The organism is Methanolapillus africanus (assembly GCF_032714475.1).
GTDB lineage: Archaea > Halobacteriota > Methanosarcinia > Methanosarcinales > Methanosarcinaceae > Methanolapillus > Methanolapillus africanus.
In genome coordinates this window covers 18633-38984 of record NZ_JAWDKD010000009.1, presented here as the reverse complement: position 1 = coordinate 38984, position 20352 = coordinate 18633, and the positions used below count along the sequence as shown (strand labels likewise).

The 20352-nt window shown below is 44.1% G+C and carries 20 protein-coding genes and 1 pseudogene; 16 read left to right on the top strand and 5 right to left on the bottom strand.

What is annotated here, in order from left to right:
• The first annotated feature begins 23 nt into the window (after positions 1-23).
• From MsAg5_RS02635 to MsAg5_RS02615, 5 genes and pseudogenes are all read left to right on the top strand, one after another.
• Positions 24-1250: a DNA primase small subunit domain-containing protein gene (locus MsAg5_RS02635; RefSeq protein WP_338099068.1), complete on the top strand. Its 1227-nt coding sequence runs from the start codon at positions 24-26 to the stop codon at positions 1248-1250.
• Complete coding sequence (locus MsAg5_RS02630) at positions 1240-2094, top strand: DNA replication complex subunit Gins51 (RefSeq protein WP_338099067.1); 855 nt, start codon at positions 1240-1242, stop codon at positions 2092-2094. The genes MsAg5_RS02635 and MsAg5_RS02630 overlap by 11 nt, the downstream gene beginning before the upstream one ends.
• Before the next feature lie 231 nt (positions 2095-2325).
• Positions 2326-2604 carry a 50S ribosomal protein L44e gene (locus MsAg5_RS02625; protein ID WP_338099066.1) on the top strand — a complete coding sequence of 93 codons (279 nt, stop codon included), beginning with the start codon at positions 2326-2328 and terminating at the stop codon, positions 2602-2604.
• A 12-nt stretch (positions 2605-2616) separates the two neighbouring features.
• Complete coding sequence (locus tag MsAg5_RS02620; protein WP_338098301.1) at positions 2617-2802, top strand: 30S ribosomal protein S27e; 186 nt, start codon at positions 2617-2619, stop codon at positions 2800-2802.
• A 192-nt stretch (positions 2803-2994) separates the two neighbouring features.
• Positions 2995-3117, top strand: a pseudogene (locus MsAg5_RS02615) (eS27 family ribosomal protein); the annotation flags it as partial.
• Between the two features lie 476 nt (positions 3118-3593).
• On the opposite strand, the gene MsAg5_RS02610 reads toward MsAg5_RS02615, so the two are convergent.
• The 3 genes from MsAg5_RS02610 to MsAg5_RS02600 all read right to left on the bottom strand — a co-directional run bounded on the left by MsAg5_RS02610 (position 3594) and on the right by MsAg5_RS02600 (position 6482).
• A complete protein-coding gene (locus MsAg5_RS02610) occupies positions 3594-4157 on the bottom strand; it encodes a phosphatase PAP2 family protein (protein ID WP_338099065.1) in 564 nt (187 codons plus the stop codon).
• Between the two features lie 187 nt (positions 4158-4344).
• On the bottom strand, positions 4345-5208 hold the full coding sequence (locus MsAg5_RS02605; protein ID WP_338099064.1) for a pirin family protein: 864 nt from the start codon (positions 5206-5208) through the stop codon (positions 4345-4347).
• Positions 5209-5459: 251 nt separating this feature from the next.
• A complete protein-coding gene (locus tag MsAg5_RS02600) occupies positions 5460-6482 on the bottom strand; it encodes an RIO1 family regulatory kinase/ATPase domain-containing protein (protein ID WP_338099063.1) in 1023 nt (340 codons plus the stop codon).
• A 206-nt stretch (positions 6483-6688) separates the two neighbouring features.
• Here MsAg5_RS02600 and MsAg5_RS02595 point away from each other — a divergent pair, with 206 nt between their 5' ends.
• From MsAg5_RS02595 to MsAg5_RS02575, 5 genes are all read left to right on the top strand, one after another.
• The gene (locus MsAg5_RS02595; RefSeq protein WP_338099062.1) at positions 6689-7186 is read left to right on the top strand and encodes a Panacea domain-containing protein; all 498 of its coding nucleotides are present in this window, start codon (positions 6689-6691) and stop codon (positions 7184-7186) included.
• On the top strand, positions 7149-7574 hold the full coding sequence (locus tag MsAg5_RS02590; RefSeq protein WP_338099061.1) for a hypothetical protein: 426 nt from the start codon (positions 7149-7151) through the stop codon (positions 7572-7574). Before MsAg5_RS02595 ends, MsAg5_RS02590 begins: the two co-directional genes overlap by 38 nt.
• 139 nt (positions 7575-7713) lie before the next feature.
• A complete protein-coding gene (locus tag MsAg5_RS02585) occupies positions 7714-8262 on the top strand; it encodes a ferredoxin domain-containing protein (RefSeq protein ID WP_338099060.1) in 549 nt (182 codons plus the stop codon).
• An 822-nt stretch (positions 8263-9084) separates the two neighbouring features.
• On the top strand, positions 9085-11973 hold the full coding sequence (locus MsAg5_RS02580) for a DUF3458 domain-containing protein (RefSeq protein ID WP_338099059.1): 2889 nt from the start codon (positions 9085-9087) through the stop codon (positions 11971-11973).
• Positions 11974-12225: 252 nt separating this feature from the next.
• Entirely contained in the window at positions 12226-13029 is an 804-nt protein-coding gene (locus MsAg5_RS02575; RefSeq protein WP_338099058.1) for an adenylate kinase family protein, read from the top strand.
• 216 nt (positions 13030-13245) lie between these two features.
• On the opposite strand, the gene rbr is transcribed toward MsAg5_RS02575, so the two are convergent.
• Positions 13246-13764: a rubrerythrin gene (rbr, locus tag MsAg5_RS02570; protein WP_338099057.1), complete on the bottom strand. Its 519-nt coding sequence runs from the start codon at positions 13762-13764 to the stop codon at positions 13246-13248.
• 253 nt (positions 13765-14017) lie between these two features.
• The gene (locus MsAg5_RS02565) at positions 14018-14449 is read right to left on the bottom strand and encodes a Fur family transcriptional regulator (protein WP_338099056.1); all 432 of its coding nucleotides are present in this window, start codon (positions 14447-14449) and stop codon (positions 14018-14020) included.
• 672 nt (positions 14450-15121) lie between these two features.
• On the opposite strand from MsAg5_RS02565, the gene dph5 reads away from it, so the two are divergent.
• From dph5 to MsAg5_RS02535, 6 genes are all read left to right on the top strand, one after another.
• Positions 15122-15919: a diphthine synthase gene (dph5, locus tag MsAg5_RS02560; RefSeq protein ID WP_338099055.1), complete on the top strand. Its 798-nt coding sequence runs from the start codon at positions 15122-15124 to the stop codon at positions 15917-15919.
• Between the two features lie 200 nt (positions 15920-16119).
• Complete coding sequence (locus tag MsAg5_RS02555; protein WP_338099054.1) at positions 16120-16401, top strand: DUF357 domain-containing protein; 282 nt, start codon at positions 16120-16122, stop codon at positions 16399-16401.
• A 124-nt stretch (positions 16402-16525) separates the two neighbouring features.
• A complete protein-coding gene (locus tag MsAg5_RS02550; RefSeq protein ID WP_338099053.1) occupies positions 16526-16864 on the top strand; it encodes a DUF555 domain-containing protein in 339 nt (112 codons plus the stop codon).
• 143 nt (positions 16865-17007) lie between these two features.
• Positions 17008-17958, top strand: coding sequence for a carbohydrate kinase family protein (locus tag MsAg5_RS02545; protein WP_338099052.1), 951 nt, complete (start codon positions 17008-17010; stop codon positions 17956-17958).
• 84 nt (positions 17959-18042) lie between these two features.
• A complete protein-coding gene (locus MsAg5_RS02540) occupies positions 18043-18729 on the top strand; it encodes a diphthine--ammonia ligase (RefSeq protein WP_338099051.1) in 687 nt (228 codons plus the stop codon).
• Between the two features lie 377 nt (positions 18730-19106).
• Complete coding sequence (locus tag MsAg5_RS02535; protein WP_338099050.1) at positions 19107-20321, top strand: radical SAM protein; 1215 nt, start codon at positions 19107-19109, stop codon at positions 20319-20321.
• Positions 20322-20352 lie beyond the last annotated feature (31 nt).

The following is a 20352-nucleotide window of genomic DNA, read 5'->3' as shown; positions in this document are numbered from 1 at the left end:
TCGATGAAAACGGAGGTGCGGATTTGGACGAATTAACGAAACGGTATCTGAAAGTCAAATTTCAGTCTCATTACAAATCGCTTGATTTGAAGCTCCCGCCATCGTTTACAAACCGCGAATGGGGTTTTATTTCATTCGACCCGATGCCGGAAGTTGTGATGAAGCGCCACAAAGCGTTTTGCTCTTTTAACGAAGTGTCGGAATATTTGATCGGCATGGCGCCGGCGCACGTTTACTATTCTGTCGCATATTATGAGACGCCGGGAGCGGCCCGAATGGATTTAAAAGGCTGGAAAGGCGCCGATTTGATTTTCGATTTGGACGCCGACCACCTGCCGGGCGCCAAACGGACATATTCCGATATGCTCGACCACGTCAAGAACGAATCCATCAAGTTATCCGAATTTTTGGTCGGCGACTTCGGCTTTTCGGAAGACAACATCGAGCTGGTTTTTTCGGGCGGCCGCGGTTACCACTTCCACGTTTACGACGACAAAATCGCCAAGCTCGACAGCGCCGAACGCCGCGAAATCGTCAATTACATCAGCGGCCGGGACTTGGATTTCAAATATTTCTTTAAAGAAGTGGCGATGGCCGGCGACGCCGGGGCCGGATCGGGTGCCACGGATTTTAAGGGAAAACCGAAAAAACTGCCGACCAAATGGATGCTGGAAGGCTATGAAACCGGTTGGGGCAAACGGATTGCCGAACACGTGACGGATTATTTGAAAACGGAAGTCCGAAAAGACAAAAAGGAAATGTTTAAAGACTTAAAGGAGAATAAAATTGCCGGCGATGCGACGCTGAAGAATTTGGCGGCCGTGGCGTCCAACGATGAGCTTTTGGACGAAATCACGCAAAAAGGCCGTTTGGATTTTCCGGTGAAAGATTTTAAAACGATTATCGAATATATTATTCAGCAAACGATTGCCGAGTTCGGTGTGGACGCCGGCGCGAGCGTCGACGAACCTGTGACGGGCGACATTAAACGTTTGATCCGTTTCCCGGGATCGCTGCACGGCAGTTCCGGGTTTGAGGTGCAGACGATTCCGCTGTCGCGCCTGCCGGATTACGATCCGCTGTCGGATTCGATCGCTTTTGGCGACAAACCGACGAAAGTGCGGATTTTGCGTCCGTTTTCGTTTGAGCTCAAAGGAAATGAGTTTTCGGTCGACGTTGGTCCGGCCGAGCTGCCGGAATACGCCGCAATCTACTTGATGTGCCGCGGAGTTGCAAATTATGGATCTTGATAAGACGATTGAGGAAATTAAACAGACCGCCCGGCGTGAAAAAGGGCGGGATTTAAAACCGATACCGGCGGATTTCTATGAAACCGCGGCCGCCGCCGTCAAGGAATTGGAATCGGAGATGATGAAAAACGGCCGTCCCCGGTCCGTTGAATACAAAATGCTGGAAGATGAACTGTCCAGTATGGTTTTTGATATTGAAACCGTTTTTATGAAACGCGTCGGCAAAATTGTCGAACGGGCGACGTCAACCGCTTTTACAAACTCCAAGTCCGGTCTTTTGAAAAAGGATTATGACAAATTGCTGGCGGAAGAACGTGTTCTTTACGAAGAAGTTCTGTCGGCCATCGGCAAGTCTCGAGATAAGCAGATTGCAGCGATTGTGGACGACCACGACGGCAGCGGTGCGGTTTCTCATGCGGGCGGCGCCGGCAGCAGCGCAACACCGGCGGACAAGCCGAAAGATGTTGACAAAAAAGCACAAGTTCCGTCTGAAAAGCAAAAGGAGCCTGAAAAGGCGGCATCCGGTTCGGGCAGCATCGCCAATATGATGAATTCGCCGTCTTCTTCGTCCTCTTCGCCATCATCGGCATCGTCTTCCCCTTCATCGCCAACATCCTCATCACCGTCGGCGAAATCCGAATCTTCCGCAAACGTTATAAACGAGAAATACGTTTCTGTGCGAATATTGAAGGATTTACCAGAATTCATGGGCGAGGACAAACGCACTTATCAATTGCATGCGAATGATGTGGTTTCATTACCGCATTCGAATGCTCAATTGTTGATCAAGCGCGGCGTCGCTCTCAGTATTCCCGGCAGTTCCGAAGGCAGTCCGGAGTCTTAATCATTTGATTTTGATCCATCTTGAATCGATTCATCATTGATTCTTTTGATTGCGGATGTGCGTCTCAGAGGTATGTTTTCCAATCGGCTTTGTGTTCGGTTGGACATCATGAAAATCATCCTTGGAATTCACCATTTCATTGATTGTATCTCTTCCGGCAACGGATCCTTTAAATATTGCGTCTTTGGGACTTACCCCGAAGATTGTTTGGAATCTCAGGTGTGAAAAAACATGAAAATGCCGAAGAAAATTAAGACTTACTGCCCGTTTTGCAAAAAGCACTCGGAGCACTCCCTTGAACGTGTCAAGAAAGGAAAAGCTTCTTCCTTGACCATGATCGTCCGCCAGAAAAAGAGACAGACCGGTATCGGTAACGCGGGTAAATTCTCGAAAGTCCCCGGAGGCGACAAGCCGACCAAGAAGGTTGCATTGAAATACAGATGCACTGTCTGTAAGAAAGCGCACCAGAGACCGGGCTTCAGAGCCAAGAAATTCGAATTTGTGGAGTAAGGAGTGACAAATATGGATTATACAAACCGCCCGAAAAGCAGATTCTTGCGCGTGAAATGCAACGACTGCGAAAATGAACAGATCATCTTCGGAAGCGCCAGCAGAAAGGTTGTCTGCAATGTTTGCGGCCGCACCCTTTCGGAATGCACCGGCGGAAAATCTGTTATCACAACACACATCCTTGAAGTGTTGGAATAATTTTTTCGCAACAAAATTAATATTTTAAAATTGAGTTCAAGCAATTTTTTGCTTGAACTTTTTTTTTGGATTTTTTCGTTTTGTACTGTTCTCACAAATAGATTAGCGACGCAGTCGCAATTCGCGAAGCGAATTTTGGCACCAGATGTTACACCGCCTTTAAAAATTCCGAAGCGAAGCGTAGGAATTTTTGAACAGATCATCTTCGGAAGCGCCAGCAGAAAGGTTGTCTGCAATGTTTGCGGCCGCACCCTTTCGGAATGCACCGGCGGAAAATCTGTTATTACAACACACATTCTTGAAGTGTTGGAATAATTTTTTCGCAACAAAATTAATATTTTAAAATCAAGTTCAGGCAATTTTTTGCTTGAACTTTTTTTTTGGATTTTCTGTTTTTTTCAGTCTTTTGTTTCAGTTTTTTCTTTCAGTTTCAGAGTTCTGTTTTCTTTTTTGGCGAGCGGCATGCGCGCGCGTTATGGCATTCGTTTTTAGTGAAGCGATTTTAATAACGAAGGGTCATTTTTTTAATATCGTGCAAACCATCCCGCAAAATCAAACGCGATAGCGTTTGTATTTTGCGGATTTCACTAACTGTAAGATACAAGTTAGAAATAGAATCAGTAGATGTAATCTGATCTAAAAATAGAAACAATAGGTGCAATTAGAACAGTCAACTGTAGGTACAAACTGCAACTATCAGCTATAACTGTAAATTTACTGTATCTTCCTGCTGTATTCCGAGAAAATCAAACGCATGCGTTTGATTTTTCGGGTGGGTTTGCTTGACATCTTCAAAAATCGGTCTCTTTTTCTTTTTGCTTTTCTTTCCAAAAATGCTCAAAAATCAAAATAAACACAATCGAAAAGACAATTCCAATGACGGCTCCCGCAAAAATATCCGACGGATAATGAACCAACAAATAAACGCGGGCTGTGGCCACAACGATGGCTGCTGCGATTCCCGGAATAAGCAGTTTTCTAAAATACCAAGCCAGCACCATCATGGTTGAAAAAGCTGAAACGGAATGCCCGGATGGGAAAGACGTGTACGGCGATGAATTGACCAGCATTTCTACTTCGGGAATGCCGAGCCAAATGTACGGACGCGGACGGTCAACCATGTGTTTTAATATGAAAACAATCGCGTTGGTGAAAATCAAGGCGCCGATGATGACGTATGAGATTTTCCGGGTTTCCGGACGTATAAAAAAGTAAACGGAAAGAATGATTGCCGCCAGCCGGATCGTTCCGGTGTACGACAACAAAACTGTGACAATATCCAAAATTTGGGTGCCGCCCCAACTGTAAATCCAAAAAATAATGGATTGATCGATGAATTGAATAATGTCAAACATTTTATGGCCTTCGTTTTTATTTCTTTTTTAATCGAAGGAACTGATTTTATTTATTATTTGTTTTGTTGTTTTTATTTTGTTTATTTAATCCATTTTGTTTTTATTTTTGTTTTTATCTTTGTTTATTTTATTGATTCTGTTTTTATTTTTGTCGTTTTGGTTTTATTGTTTTTTTGGCGGTGGTATTTTATTTATGTTTGACAAAAGTGCCCCGGTCAAGCTCATAAAATGCAAATTCCAGCTCTTCTCTGGTGTTCATGACAATCGGTCCGCCCCACGCAATCGATTCTTTGAGCGGCTTTCCTTCAAACAGCAAAAATCGAACGCCGTCGGTTCTGGCGGTCGTCTCAAATGTTTCGCCGCCGTCAAACAAAACAGCCGACTTTTCAAAGATGGAAACCGGGTTTTGATATTGGTCTTTGAAATTGGCGCTGCCGCTGAGGATGTAAATGAAAAGCGTGTTTTCCGGATTTGTTTCCAGAGTCCAAGCCGTGTTTGGTTTTATGGTGACGTCCAAATAATTGATTTTGACGTAATCGGCTTGCATCGCCCCGGCCGTTCCTTTGTATTCTCCGGCTAAAACGCGAATCTCTGTTCCGCTTCCGTTTCCATCTTCTTTTATGACGGGGACCATTTCTTTGGTGATGTCGCGGTATTTCGGGTCCGTCATTTTGTCTTTGGCCGGCAAATTCACCCAAAGCTGGCAGCCAAGCATCCTTTCAGCGGGTTTGGGCATTTCCTGGTGGATGATGCCGCTTCCGGCGGTCATCCATTGGCAATCGCCGCCGTTGATAACGCCTTTATTTTTGAGGCTGTCTTCGTGCTCGATTTTGCCGGAAATCAAATAGGTGACCGTCTCAATGCCGCGGTGCGGATGATGCGGAAATCCTTTGATGTAATCTTTCGGGTCGGACGAATCGAAAGCGTCCAACATGAGAAACGGATCAAAATCTTTGACGTCGTTGTGCCCGACAACGCGAACCAGTTTGACGCCGGCGCCGTCAACGGCATTCATTCCCTGTATGATCTTTTTGACTTTTCGAACGGACATATTTTCACCAAAAATATAGATTCATCGAATATTATATAAACTGATTTATTAATTTGATAATTGGGTGAAAATAAAAATGCGACTCTCCTCTTTGAGCGGTTTTTCAAAAATGAGCGCCGTAACGCGCGCGTATGCCGCGTCAAAAAAGTAAGAAATAAAAAAGTAAAAACAGAAAAATAAAATACAAAAAAACAAAAAAGTAAAAACAGAAAATAAAGAAAAATGGGAAAAAAATGAATTTAATTTTCTTCTTAATTCTCGTCCCCAAAGCCGGTTTCGCAGTCTTCCAATTCATCGACGGCAAATTCTCTTTCCCGTTCCATTTCCTCATTCAATCGTGCTTCTTCGTCCGGGAATTCTTTTCTCAATTGATCCATATCAACGTTGGCTCCCGTTTTAATTTCCGCGATGACGTCATCGATGTCGCGGTGAATCTTGTATTTTTTGGAAAAATGATTGAGAACATTTTCGACGTCGCGGCGGAGCAATTCTTCCGCGTGCGGATGCGCAAGCGTGACGTATTGCGGCCAGTCGATGATTTGAATCCCGTCTTCGGAGACGAAAATATTGTATTCGCTCAGGTCGTTGTGAATGATTCCTTTGCCGTAAGTCAATTTGACTTGCCGGAGAATTTCATCCAAATACCAATCCGGGTCGAGGAGCTTTGTTTTGAAAAGATCGCTGCCTTGTGCGACTTCCATCACGATGGTGTGCCGGTTTTGGTCGACCGGTCTCGGAATGGAAACGTCGGGCCACAGTTTTTGCATGATATCAAATTCACGGGCGGCAGCCAGTCTTGCGGCATAAATCCAGGAAAAATGTTCTTTACCGGCCAAATGCTCGCGCGTCCGCTTTACTTGCTTAAAACTGGTCCGGCCTTCACGGTGCAGTTTTAAAATAAAAATTTCAGGATCAGCAATCGCCATTTCCGGCTCTTTTTGAACTTCCATCACAACCGATTCTTTCCCGACGCCGATTTCAACGCCGATGGCGGAAAATGTTTTTCGGGCGACATAGGTGTGCAGCGCCAGCGCGTCGTAGGCTTCAAAATAAAGTTTGTAGCCTTCATACGGATCAAGTGTTCCGATCACCATTTTTTTCCGGCGGAGCCATTCCAGCCGGTAATTGAGTTTGTCCAGTGGCATGCAGGCGAACCGTTGGATTTCGGAAACCGGAACCCATTCGTAATCGCGCATTCCCAACTCGATGCCGGCGAAAATTCGGAAGTCCTTTTTGTTGAGTTCTTTGAAAATTTTAAGGGTATCGTCAATCATTGGAATGAGAAATGGACGGGAGATATATAGTTGTTTTTGCACCTGAAATTGCGGAATACATATTAAATAAAATTCTTTCAAAAATAAAATGGAAAGTTTTATAAACTCTCAGAATATTTTTGTTTTGCCTCCCCGAATCAGTTCAATCGATATGTAATAAATTAAAATAAAACTCAAAAAAATAAAACTAAAAATGAGGTCAATTCATGAAATCGGCGATTGATATCGGAAAATGGTTTGTGTCTCAAAAGCTGGACACCCCGCAAAATACGTTAGATGGGAACATCAAACTCCAAAAACTGCTGTTCTTTGCCCAATTGATTCATTTAAAAAGAAACAACACATTGTTGTTTGAGGAATGTTTCTTGGCATTTACAAATGGGCCTGTTGTTGAAAGTGTTCGCTTGTCTTATAAAGAAAATTATGACTTATTCGGAACCGAATGTGTTTATGATGACACGGAGTTGGAATCGCTCATTTTAACGAATGAAATTTTCGGAGATTCCGAGGCAATCGAATTAGTTGAAATTTCTCATCATTCTCCGGCCTGGCGGAAATATTATGAAAAATCAATTCAAGGAAATTATCATGACAAATGTTTGTCTCTGATCCCGTATTCCGATTTCCAAAAAGAAATGGAAATGATTGACAACGTTTTGTTTGCTCATGAATACCAAAAAGAAGGTGTCAAAAGTGATTTCTGAGCGGCAGGGATTATTGTTTGTACCGCCGAAATATATCGACGGCAGAACCGGTACGAAAAAGCGTCCGATGTTGGTTGTTAAAGTCAATTCGGCGGAAAATGAAATTTCTTTGGTCAACATTACATCCGCAGAGGGGAAAGCAAAATGCTTCTTCCGGGAAGATCATATCCGTATTCGTCAATATGAGCCGCCTTTTATCAAACCGTCTTACGCGAAAACGAGTAGTTTATACGTTCTTGAATATTTTCAAAAATTAGATTCATTGATTCTTTACAACGGCGCTCCTCTCAACGATATGGATTTTAAGAACATCCTTGAACAAATCAAAGATACAAACGTGGTCAAATTTACAGAATCGGAATTGAGAGCATTTAATGAATTCAATTGATTTTTGTTGTCTGTTTTCTTTCCACTTTTTATTTTTTTATTTTTTGTGCTTTTTAATTAACATTCTCTTTCTGTGACTTTTAATTTCTTTTTCTCAATATATCTAATAAATTAAATATAAAAACCACCTTCTTTCTTTTATGATGGTGGACAGCGAAAAGGATGCGCTTCTTCAGATGGCTCAAGAAATTTTGGTCGCCGCAAGAACCGCTCCGAAAGGAAAAGGCATTGATAACCTTGTCACATACATTTTGGACAACGATGAAAAAGAAACGTTAGCAACCGAAATGGAAAAACTTTCTGAAAAGCTCGGCATGTTTTTCATTCGCGACGCCGGCAACATTCGGAATTCGGACGTCGTGGTCATGATCGGTTTGAAAGACTCAAAAACGCCGGGTTTGAATTGCGGCGCCTGCGGCTTTGGATCATGCGCCGGGCTCACGAAAGCGCCGAAAAACACGGAGCCGGTTCCACCGTTTCCGGGACCGGTTTGCGCGATCAAATCCGTCGATCTCGGCGTTGCGATCGGGTCCGCTGTTTCCAAAGCCAAAGACATGTGCATCGACAACCGGATTATGTATTCGGCGGGAGCTGCCGCTTGTTCCACAAAAATGATTGATGCCGACTTTGCTTTTGCGATTCCGCTCAGCGTTTCCGGAAAAAGCATTTATTTTGACCGGAAACAATAACGTCAGCGTTTTTAAATTTAAAGTATGGTTTCGTTTGTTCCAACTTCCCAAAAAAACAAACCCGCAAAATCAGACGCTTTGCGTCTGTATTTTGCGGAATTCGATCTATAAGATGCAGTGATTTACAGTTTATATTGCCGCAAAGGTTTGTATATTTACAGATTGCACTTACTGTTCATTGTTTTCAGATTTCAGTTTGCATCTGCAGTAACTGTTTTTAAATTTCAGATTGCACCTACGGGTGACTGTTTTTAGATTTCAGTTTGCACCTACAGGTGACTGTTTTAAAGTTGCATTTTGCATCTTCTGTTTCTAACAATACAGGTCTTTCTTAATCCGATCTGTACCGACTGTTTCTAACAATACAGGTCTTTCCTAATCCGATTTGTATCTACTGTTTCTAACAATACAGATGTTTCTTGATCCAATTTGCATCTTATTGTTCACAGCTAAATTTGTATCTGTTCGCGGTATCCGTAAAATACAGATGCTTCGCATCTGATTTTACGGGCTGGTTTGCTTGAGAGTTGGAACAATAAAAATCAAACTTTTAGCGACCAAAGGAGCCGTTCGCGAAGCGAACTCAATAGATTCAGACTCCCGCCGCCCTTGAAAAATTCCTAGCGAAGCGACGGAATTTTTGCGTCAGAATTTACGGGCTGGTTTGCTTGACATCTTCAAAAAATACCCTTCGGTTTTTGAAAAAACGTCTGGAATAAAGCCAACGACATAACGCGCGCGCATGCCGCCCGCCAAAAAAAGAAATCTTTGTGTTCGATTTTCTAAAAAACATTAATTACCTTGAATTCATTTTCATAGTCTATGAAAGAAAGACTTTACCGTTATTATCCCGAAGATTTCGGAAAATTAGATGTCCGCGTCATTCACATGGACCTCGACTTTGACGTTTATGACGACCGCACCGTCGTTTCCTCAAAAATGTTTTTAAAAACGATCGATCCCGTCTCTCAACTCTCACTCAATTGCCGCGACCTGGAAATCTTATCCGTCAGCTGTCCGGAAAATTCCATGACATATAACTACCGGCAAAAAGACGCGATGCTGGACATTATTTTTGATGCCCAGGTTCCCCGGCACACCGAACTGACGATTGAAACCAAAACCATCTGCCGGCCGACCAAAAACATTCTTGAAGGCCTTTATTATGACGAAACGCCTGCCGGCGCGCCGCCGCAGCAAATCACTCAGTGCCAGCAATGGGGCTTTCAGCGCATCGTTCCCTGCTTTGACGACATGACCGCCAAGTGCACCTACCGGACCACAATTCGCGCCGATTCGCGCTACACCAACATGATTACAAACGGCGACATCGCCGTTCCCCGGCAAACCGTTCAAACGCCGGCGGGTCCCCGCGATGAAATCGTTTACGAAAACATGAAAACGCCGATGGCACCTTACCTCTTTTTCCTCGGCGTCGGCACCTACGACACCCACCACCGGGAATTTGAATATCCCGACGAGTCCTGCATCGATTTGGAACTTTTGGTGCCGCCCGGCGCCGATAAAAATGCAGCGGCCCAATCTCTGGACGTCCTGCATGATTCCGTCATGTGGATTTACCTGTTTACCGGTCCCGAAAGCCAAAAAGACCTGGAAGAGAAGCGGCAAATCTTTGAGCTGACCAAACTGCGCGACCAGCTCAAACACAACCTCAATTCCGCAAACGTGCTGCCCGACAACGTCAACAAAACCATGAACAACCTCATCGCCGTCCGGGACAAAATCGCGGCGCTGTCTAAGGATTTGACGTTCGGTTACAAATACACCGGCACCGTTTACCGTGAAATCGGCATGCAAAATTCCGACTTCGGCGGCATGGAAAACGTCGGCAACACCACGATTACCACCAACCGCATCATGCCGTCTAAAAACATGACCGACGGCGCTTTTGAATACATGGCCGACGTCAAGGCGCATGAATATTACCACAACATCAACGGTTCGGAAGTGACCGGCAACAGTCCGTTTGAAATTTGGCTCAACGAAGCCGTGACGGTTCACATCGAAAACGCATTCCATGCTTATTTCTTCGGCGACGATTACACCCGCCTTCAAACGATTCTCGACCTTTACGCGCCGGTCTCCGGCACATTCGCGCTCGACTCGGGCGCAGCCTCCATGCCGATTCTGCCGGACGGATTCAACGATCCGAACGATTTGATCACCTCCGTGACCTACGTCAAAGCGCCCGAATTTGTCCGGATGGTCGAAACTCTCATCGGAAAAGACGTTTTTGCCAGAGGGCTTGACGCCTACCATAAAAAATTCAGCCACAAAAACGCACGCACGTTTGACTGGATTCACGAAATGGAATTCGTTTCCGGCACCGACCTCTCCAAAATGGCCAACGTCTGGCTGCACCAAACCGGCTATCCGACTTTATTCGTCACCAAAACGTACGACGCCAAAACGAAAACGTTTAAAATGACGCTCAAACAAGCGCTGCCGTTTTCCAAACGCCCGTGGATCTTCCCGTTCTCCTATGCGCTTTCCGACCGGAAAGGAAAAATCATTCATGAAGAGACTTACTTTGTCCAAAACGAAGAGGAAGAAATCGTTCTTTCTGTGGAAGATCCGGCATTCGTTTCCTTAAACCGCGGCGGCTCCTTCTACGGCAAAATCGTGACGCAGGCCGACGCCAAGGAATTGATGATTCAGGTCCGAAAAGACAAAGACATCGTCAGCCGGTTTTTGGCGTTTTACACGCTCACCGACCGCGAAAAAGAACGCCTTCTCAAAAATCCGGACGCATCTCCGTCATCCGAATACGCCGACCTTTACCACGAACTCCTGTGCGACCACGCGCTTTTGGATAAAACCGGCAGTCTCTTCTTGACAATTTTCGAGTCGACCGACAACGAAGAATTTGCGCACCAATACGACAAACTCTTTGCCGTCCGCCGCAAAATCCAAAAAGAAATCGCCAAGCGCCATGAGATTTCTCTTAAAATCATTTACGAAGAATATTTCGACCAGCCGGATCCCGACGACGAAAAATTGTATTCCGTCCGCGGGTCGCTGCGCCTCAAAAGCACTCAAATTAAACGCCGGCAAGTCAAAAACAATGCGCTCCGGTTGTTGGCGACGCTGGACACGCCCGAAATTCACGGCCACATCAAGCGGCAGTTTTTGACCGCCACCAATGCGACCGACCGTTTGGCGGCGTTTTCAGCTTGGCTCAACAGCTCGGCGCCGGAAAAGAAAGATCTCACCTTCATTTACATGGAAGAATGCAAAAAAGACTTGGTGGCCTGGGAAACATTTTTGGCGACCGTGGCCGGCACCGACGCGCCGGATTGTCTGGACATGATTCGTTTGATTGAAAAAGATCCGACGTTCCGGATTGAGCAGGCCAACGATCAGCGCGCTCTTTACGGCACATTTGCACGCAACCGTAAATATTCACTTCAAACGGAAGAAGGCTTGGAATTCCTCAAAGAAACCATCATCCGGCTGGCCGCCATCAACGAATACAGCACGGTCGGTCTTTTGAATGCATTCTCTGCCATCGATAAAATGGAAACGAAATATCATGTGCCGCTGGTGGCGGCTTTGGATGAAATTGCCGAAGTGATCGACCCGGAAAAATCGCCCAGCGTCTTTAACCGGATTAAAAAACTGCTCATCGGCGCGCCGAATGCTGTTCGCGCCTATGAAATTCACACCAACAAAGCGCGGTCGTTTAACTGATTGCAGCTGCAATACACCGTTTTGAAGGACCGTCAAAATAAACGATCATGAATGTCAACCGGGCAATTATAAGGTATTGTCCGGATTATATTTTAAAATTATTATAATAATTTGGATGAAAAACTACATATAATATTTTTGTGTAACACGTAAAACTTTTATCTTATCAATAAAAATCAATTTCAATCATCATTGACAGGCAATTGACGGTATGTGTTTTCACGTCCCGCCATTGCTTTATTGAGGCTCATCATGTGTATTCATTCTTTTCCGCCATTTCTGACCGTTGCGCTGACCGGGACGCCCGGTACGGGAAAAACGCAAGTGTCAAAACTCCTTGAAAAGGACGGTTATTCGGTCCTTCACTTAACGGAGTTCATCGCCGAATGCAATATTTCGGTTGAAAGAGATGTTGAGCGGGATTGCAATATTGTGGATATGGACGCTTTGGAAGAGGCTGTTCTTTCGTTCCAGAATAAAATTCGGGGCGGCTTTGAGAGAAAAATCAAAGAACACAATTTTTCCGACGAAGCGTTTCTTCAATTCACCCGGGATCCGAAAAATCTGCCGATGCTGATTATCGAAAGCCACATGGCGCACTGCTTATGTGATTTAGCGGTCGTTTTACGGTCTCATCCGACCGTTCTCAAAGAACGTCTCGACGCCCGCGGCTATTCCGAAAGGAAAGTTCATGAAAACGTCATGTCAGAAGCGATCGACGTCGTTTTATGCGACTGCTACGATTACTGCCGCCGTGTTTATGAAATTGACAACTCTTCTCTGAAATTAAGCGAAACAGCCGACTGCGTCAAAGAAATCGTTCACGCGCTTTACGAAGATGAATTTTTGAAATTCAGATCTTATCTGTCCAAAAACGGCGAAAATATACCCGATTTGACCGGCGGCGGCACAGAACCACCTTCCGGCTTAACTGTGGTCGAAGAAGAAGGCGTTGTGATTTATGAAAGCGATTACGACGACGCGATGGATGAAACCCATCCCGTTTTAATTAAATATGTTCCCGGGAAAAACGATTGGAGCAATCTGGTCGACTGATTTTATTTTCAATTTTATTTGATTTTATTCTTCTTTCCGTTTTCTGTTCTTTCTGTTTTTTTGCAGGCGGCGCCGACGCGCGCGTTATGGCATTCTTTTTTTAAAGATTGCTCAAAAGTCATCCCTATTTTTTCAAATTCGAGCATGTCTGCTTCCGTCCGGTTTGAAGTCAATAAAAGAGAAAAGAAAACAGGAAATTTCCTGTTTTGATTTGAATTAGAAAATATCGCTCGGTTCAAAGTAATTGGCTTCGTGTCCGCAGGACGGGCAGTTTGCCGGCGGTTGTTTGCCGACATGGACATAGCCGCACTTCAAACATTTCCAGGTGATCGGCTCGTCGCGGCTGTAAAGGGTGCCGGCGTTCAAGCGGTCCAAAAGGAGCTGGTAGCGGTCTCTGTGGTGCGCTTCGACTTTTCCGATTTGGCGGAAGAGCCGGGCCACGTCTTTGAATCCTTCGGCGTCGGCGGTTTCTGCAAATTCCGGGTACATGGAGCAGGTTTCGTATTGTTCGCCGTCAATCGCCGCTTGTAAGTTTTCTTTGGTGTTTCCGATGCCGTTTAATTTTTTGAATTCGTCTTTGGCATGCTGCATTTCGTTTAATGCAGTTTCTTCAAAGATTTTGGCCACATAGTGGTAGCCTTCTTCCCGCGCAACCTTGGCATAATAGTCATATTTGTTTCGGGCTTGGCTTTCGCCGGCAAATGCTGCTTTTAAATTTTCTTCTGTCTTGGACATAGTTTATATCCCTCTCTATGTTTTTAACGATAATTTGCCGAGCACTATCCGTTTGTGCGAAAAGTGTTCTGATCAATCGCGCCGCGCACGGCACGACATTAATATGAATGGATGGCGCCTTTCTTCAACTTAAGAAACGTCGAGTTTAAAGTCAATCGTCGTTGACTTTGAGAAATGAAACTGGGGATGGACCGTTGGCCGCTATGCATGGATCAGTTTTGTTTCTTAAGTTGATGGATTGGGATGTGCCTGTTTAGTTGGCTTCGTCAACGCCGGCTGCGGAACACACCATATCATCCATTGAGATTTTTGGGGTGCAGTGGGTGCATCGGCCTTGGAAGATTAAGTTGGCGGATTCAATTTCGAAATTCGGGACAACCACGTTGTCAGTAATGTAATTAGAGATGTCCATATCGAATATATCGAACACGGTTTTGCACATCCGGCAATAGGCGTGGTGGTGGAAACTGGTGTCAGCGTCGTAGTGCGCTTCGTTTCCGACTTCGAATTTTAAAATTTCACTGTTGTCTGCCATCATATTCAAATTACGGTAGACGGTGGATAAACTGATGGTCGGGATTTCCTTGGAAACTTCCGCGTAAACAGTTTCGGCCGTCGGATGTGATTTCGTACTGCTGAGGTACTCCAATATTTTCATCTTTTGGACTGTGTTTCTTTTGATCATGATAAAACCTTGAAAAACCAAAAATTAAGTTATGTTTTTATGTCGTTTTTATGAAATTCGTTTTTGTTTTTTTGTTTTTCGAAATTTTACTTTTTTAAAAGTTATTTTTAATTTATTTTTAAAAATTTTATTTTTTCAAAAAACTGTTCATGAATGCCGTTTTTATATAGTGGATGCTGTATGTGGTTTTAATTTTTTTTTGCTTATATATCGCTATATATGCTGTTTTATTGAACACATGGCAGTTTGCACTTTTCAAGTGCAAATTATTACTACAAATTTTATGCTAGTAATAACAACTCTTATTAAGAGTTCCTCCTATTTAATCTTAGTCATTTTAATTTTTTTAAGTAATTATTTTTAATTGGAAATAATTCCTATTTATCGTTAATTGTCTATATTGACATCGACTGCCCTTTGTTTTAATTCAAGTTATTCTTTACATTATTCAAAAAATAACTTATTTGTTTACGATTTTTAAAAAGTTTTGCTATTTCTATAATTATATTTCTAAAAAAATATTTAAAAAATTCAAATATATTATTTTTTTATTTGTTATTTAACTCATTGTCCATATGCGTTAAATCATAGCTTTATCGGTCATTTTCCGGTATTTGACCGGTTTCTTGCCGTTCGGGAATTTTTAAATATATTCTGGCCGCATGGAGTGTTATGTTGACATTCATTGGTTTGGGTCTTTTTGATGAAAATGATATTTCTTTAAAAGGATTAGACGCCGTTTCGGCGGCGGATTTGGTTTACGCCGAATTTTACACGTCCCGCTTGATGGGGACGACGATTGAAAAATTAGAAGCGCTTTACAAAAAGCCGGTTCATATTCTTTTGCGGGAAGACGTCGAACAAAATCCGGATTGGATGATGGCTGCCAAGGACAAAAATGTTGTTTTTTTGACCGGCGGCGACACAATGGCGTCGACGACGCACGTGGATCTGCGCATTCGGGCGCACGATTTGGGCATTGAAACCAAGCTCATTCACGGCGCGTCCATCATTTCGGCGGTTTACGGCCTTTCCGGCCTTCAAAATTACCGTTTCGGAAAATCGGTCAGCATTCCTTTTCCGTACATAAGCGCCCGCGGAAACCGTGTGGTAACGGAAACGCCGTACGACACAATTCAAAAGAATAAAGAAAACGGTCTTCACACGCTTGTTTTTTTAGACATCAATCCGGATCACGGCTACATGAAAGTTTCCGAAGCGCTGAAACTGCTCATGGAAGTTGAACACAAACGCAACGAGGGCGTTATGGAAAACCAAATCGCCGTCGGAATCGCAAGAGCCGGATCGGACGACGTGTGTGTGAAAGCGGATTTTGCCGGCAATTGCGGCAATTTTGATCTCGGCGGTCCGCTCCAAATTTTAGTGATTCCGGGAGAACTGCACTTTTTGGAAGCGGAGGCGCTTGTGAAATTGGCCGGCGCGCCGGATTGTATTTTGAAAGAAGAATGAAGAAGAAAGAAACTGAGAAATGTAAGAGGAATATTGGAATCGGTTCATTTTATTGTTCATTTTATTGTTCTTATTATTTTAAAAATTGAATCATAGTGATAAAATATTGAAGACAGTATGGGTTTGGAATAAGAAACAAATTTAAAGAAGCAACTTCTATTCTAAGAAAATCCGAAATCGGAACGGAAAAAAGGGATATTATGCCGGCAGATCTTCATGAAAAAACAATTCGATACGAGCGTTTGTTGGCCGCCGCTTTGTTAAAAGCGGTTCCGTCGCCGATTGAATCGTCCCACATGATGAGCGTCGCCCGGGACTTTAAAACGATGGCCGATTCGTATCACAAGGACGGTCTGCATTTTATGGACCAAAACGATTACGTCAATGCGTTGGCTTCTTTCAGTTACGGCCACGCTTGGCTGGACGCCGGCGCCAAACTGGGCGTTTTTGACGTGGACGACGATGTCCTTTTCACAATTTAATATTTTATACTTATTTACTTTGATTATCATCTACTTTAATTGTCATTAATTGTTTACAACTCGTTAAATTATCAACAATTTCAAAAACAACATACATTTCAAATGAAAAAAGGAGTTTTGAGTTATGCCGAATTATAATGTTTTTCTTGAGGGAGCCTGGTTGGTTAAAGACGTCGCCACCGGCGAAGACGCGATCGGAATTGCGCTTGCCGAAGCCGGAAAACGTTTAAACCCGAAATTGGATTACGTCGACGTTGAAGTCGGCACCATGAGCTGCGCCGCCTGCGGCGAGGATTTCATGAGCGCTTACCTGGTTGCGGATACCGCGATCGTCGGTTTGCTTTTCCAAATGAAGGTTTATGAAGCCGAAACGGAAGAGCATGCGTCTAGAATCGCCAAATCCGTCATTGGAAAAGCGCTTCGCGACGTTCCGCTCAAAGTGATTGAAGTCGACGAATTCTGATTTGATTTGTCCGATTGATCCTTTCAATTGATCCTTTCATTTCAATCTTCAATCCTTAATTTTTATTTTTAATTTTATTTTATTCATTCACTTTCATTTTTTCATTTTGATTGATTTATATTGATTTTATTTTAGGTGTTCTTATGGTGAAAACAATCTCCGTAACCGGCCACACATCGCTTGATTATTTGCTTTGGGTGAACAGAATCGTGGATAAGAACCAGTCGTCTCCGATTAACCGGTGTGAAACCCATTTCGGCGGCGGCGCGGCGAATGTGTCGGCGGTGATGGCGAAACTCGGTGGTTCCGTCCAACTGGTCTCTCCGGTCGGCGATGATTTCACGTCGTCCGGCTATGAAGCGCACCTGTCGGATTTGGGCGTCGATTTGTCCCTTCTTTGGCGGATGAAAGACGAACACCTCTCAAAAGCGTTCATTCTCACAGACGGGATGTCCAATCAATCCACTTATTTTTATTGGGGCGCCGCCGGAAAACTTCGGGAAATGACGCCGCCGAAAGTCGATTTTGTTCACATGGCCACAGCGGATTGTTTCTTCAACGCCAAGATGTCGGAGATTGCGGATTTTGTTTCATTCGATCCCGGACAGGATTTGGTCACTTATCAAAAAGAGCCGCTGAGGGCGATTTTAAAGAACACGAATCTTCTTTTCACCAACCGTCACGAAATCCAAATGGTGTCGGACATTTCCGGTTATTCGTTTGAAGAACTCAAAACCATGATCGACGTCATTGTGGTGACGTATGACAAAGAGGGCAGCGTTCTTTATTCCGGCAAAAACGTTGTTTGCGTCGGCAACGATATTCAAGTCGGCAGCTGCACGGAAATCATTGAAACCAATATTCCCTGCGTCCTCGCAAAATCGGTTGACCCGACCGGCGCCGGCGACGCTTACAAGGCCGGCTTTTTGGTCGCGTTTACAAAAGGATATCCGTTAGGCGTTTGCTGCAAAATCGGCGCGGTCGCCGCGTCTTATGTCGTGGAAGAAATCGGCTGCCAAACCAATCTGCCGGACTGGAAAATGATGGCCGAACGATATGCTTTACACTTTCCGGCTTCGGATTTGGAATTATAATCTATATAATACAATCTGATTTCTTTATTTTTGTTTTTATTTTGTTTTTATTTTGTTTTTTATTTTTAATTTCGAGGGATTTTCATGAGAATTGGGGCATTGGTGTCGGGCGGTAAGGATTCCGTTTTTGCGATCCAAAAGATGATTGAAGCCGGCCACGATATCGTTTGCATGGTGTGCCTGGTTCCTGAAAATCCGGAATCGTATATGTTTCATTCGATTAATACGAAATTGGTTGCCGACATTTCGGCCGCTTCCGGCATTCCGCTTTTATATCAAAAAACCGGCGGCGTCAAAGAAGAAGAATTGGACGACATGAAAAACGCGCTGTCGGCATTGAAATCGGAATATAATATCTCGGGCGTTTGCACGGGTGCGATTGAATCGGTTTACCAGAAAAGCCGGGTGGAAAATATTTGCAAAACGCTGGAACTGGAAGCGTTTTCGCCGCTTTGGCACGCGAATCCAAAGTCCTTGTTATCGGAAATGATTGATTCGGGCATGGAAATTATTTTTGTCACAGCAGCAGCGGACGGCCTCACTGAAAGCTGGCTGGGCAGACGTCTTGACCGTGCAGCGCTTTCGGATTTGGAGCGCCTCAACCAAAAAAATTATGTGCATATCGCCGGCGAGGGCGGCGAATTTGAAACCGCCGTTTTGGACGCGCCGTTTTTCAAGAAGAAGATTGTCCCCATAAAAACCAATTCCCGTTGGCTGCAAAACCGGGGCTATTTGGATATCTTGGAAACGCAATTGATTGACAAGAATTAAACAATTTGTTAATTTTATCAATATTTATTGTCTATTTATCATCTCAAGCAAACCACCCCGCTTAAACAGACGCCTTTGGCGTCTGTTTAAGCGGATACCACTTACAATAAGATGCAATTGGAAAACAGTCACCCGTAGGTGCAAGTTGTAACTTTAAAATAGTGAACTGTAGGTGCAAACCGTAATTTTAAAACAGTCAACTGCAGGTTCAAACTGAAACTGTAAAATAGTTAACAGTAGGTGCAAACTGTAACTATAAAATAGAAAACAGTAGGTGTAAACTGAAATCTAAAAATAGTCACCTGCAGGTGGCAACCGGCAATCTGAAAATAGAACTCAGAAAACGCAAACCGTCACTGTCAATATTGGAGAAAATTATGTCAAACCCGTCGGACGACTCGAAAAACGGAATCAAAAAAGCCATGCATTTTGAATTCCTTTCGGACAACAAAGTCAAATGCAATCTTTGCGCGCGCCGCTGTTTCATTTTGCCCGGCAAATTCGGTTTTTGCCGCGTCCGGCAAAACGTTGGCGGGGTTTTGTACACGCTCAATTACGGCATCGTTTCCTCCAAGGCGATTGATCCGATCGAGAAAAAGCCGGTCTTTCACTTTTTGCCGGGAACCGCGACGTATTCGATGGGCACGCTCGGCTGCAATTTCAAGTGCCGGCACTGCCAAAACTGGCGGATTTCTCAAATTTTGTTTGACGACGACGTCCTTTCAATGGGCGGCTCTGATTTCGATTTTACGCCCAGTGTTCTCAATTCCGGATATATGTCTAATTCCGGCTCCGATTCCGGGTCAAGTTCAGTTTTTGATTCCGATTTGGATTCCGACACAAGTCTTTTCTGTTTCGATCCGGAAATGTACGACGAAAAAGTCACGCCGGAAGAAGTTATTTACCGGGCTCTGTTTTTGGACACGAAAAGCATTTCTTTCACCTACAACGAGCCGACGATTTGGTATGAATTCATTTACGACACCGCCGTTTTGGCCAAAGAAAACGGTCTTTATGTGATAATGGTTACAAACGGCTACATGACGCCTGATGCGCTTGAAAAGCTGGCGCCGTATATTGATGTTTACCGCGTCGACATCAAAGCGTTCTCCGAAAAGTTTTATTCGGAAATCACGCGCGCAAAGTTAGAACCCGTTTTGGAATCGACAAAAAAAGCCAAGGAGCTCGGACTTTTCGTTGAAACCGTCACCCTTTTGATTCCGGGATTGAACGACGACAAAAAAGAACTCGCTCAAATGGCCGATTGGATTTTGAAAAATCTTGGTCCGGAAACACCGGTTCACCTTAATGCGTTTCATCCGGATTTCCAATTGACCGGCGTTTCAGCGACGCCGATTTCGACCATGGAATCCGCACGCAATATTTTCATAGACGCGGGCATCGACTACGTTTATATCGGAAACATGGAGTCCAAATACAAACATACCTATTGTCCGGAATGCAGCACGCTGCTGATTAACCGCAGTTTTTCGCTGGCTGATTTTGTTAATTTGGAGAAAGACGGTGACCGGTTTGTTTGTTCCAATTGCGGCAAGGAAATTTATTTGTTTGATCCGTTTGATGAGTTTTGAACTTGATTTTGATTTTTCGAGCGGGTCGGGC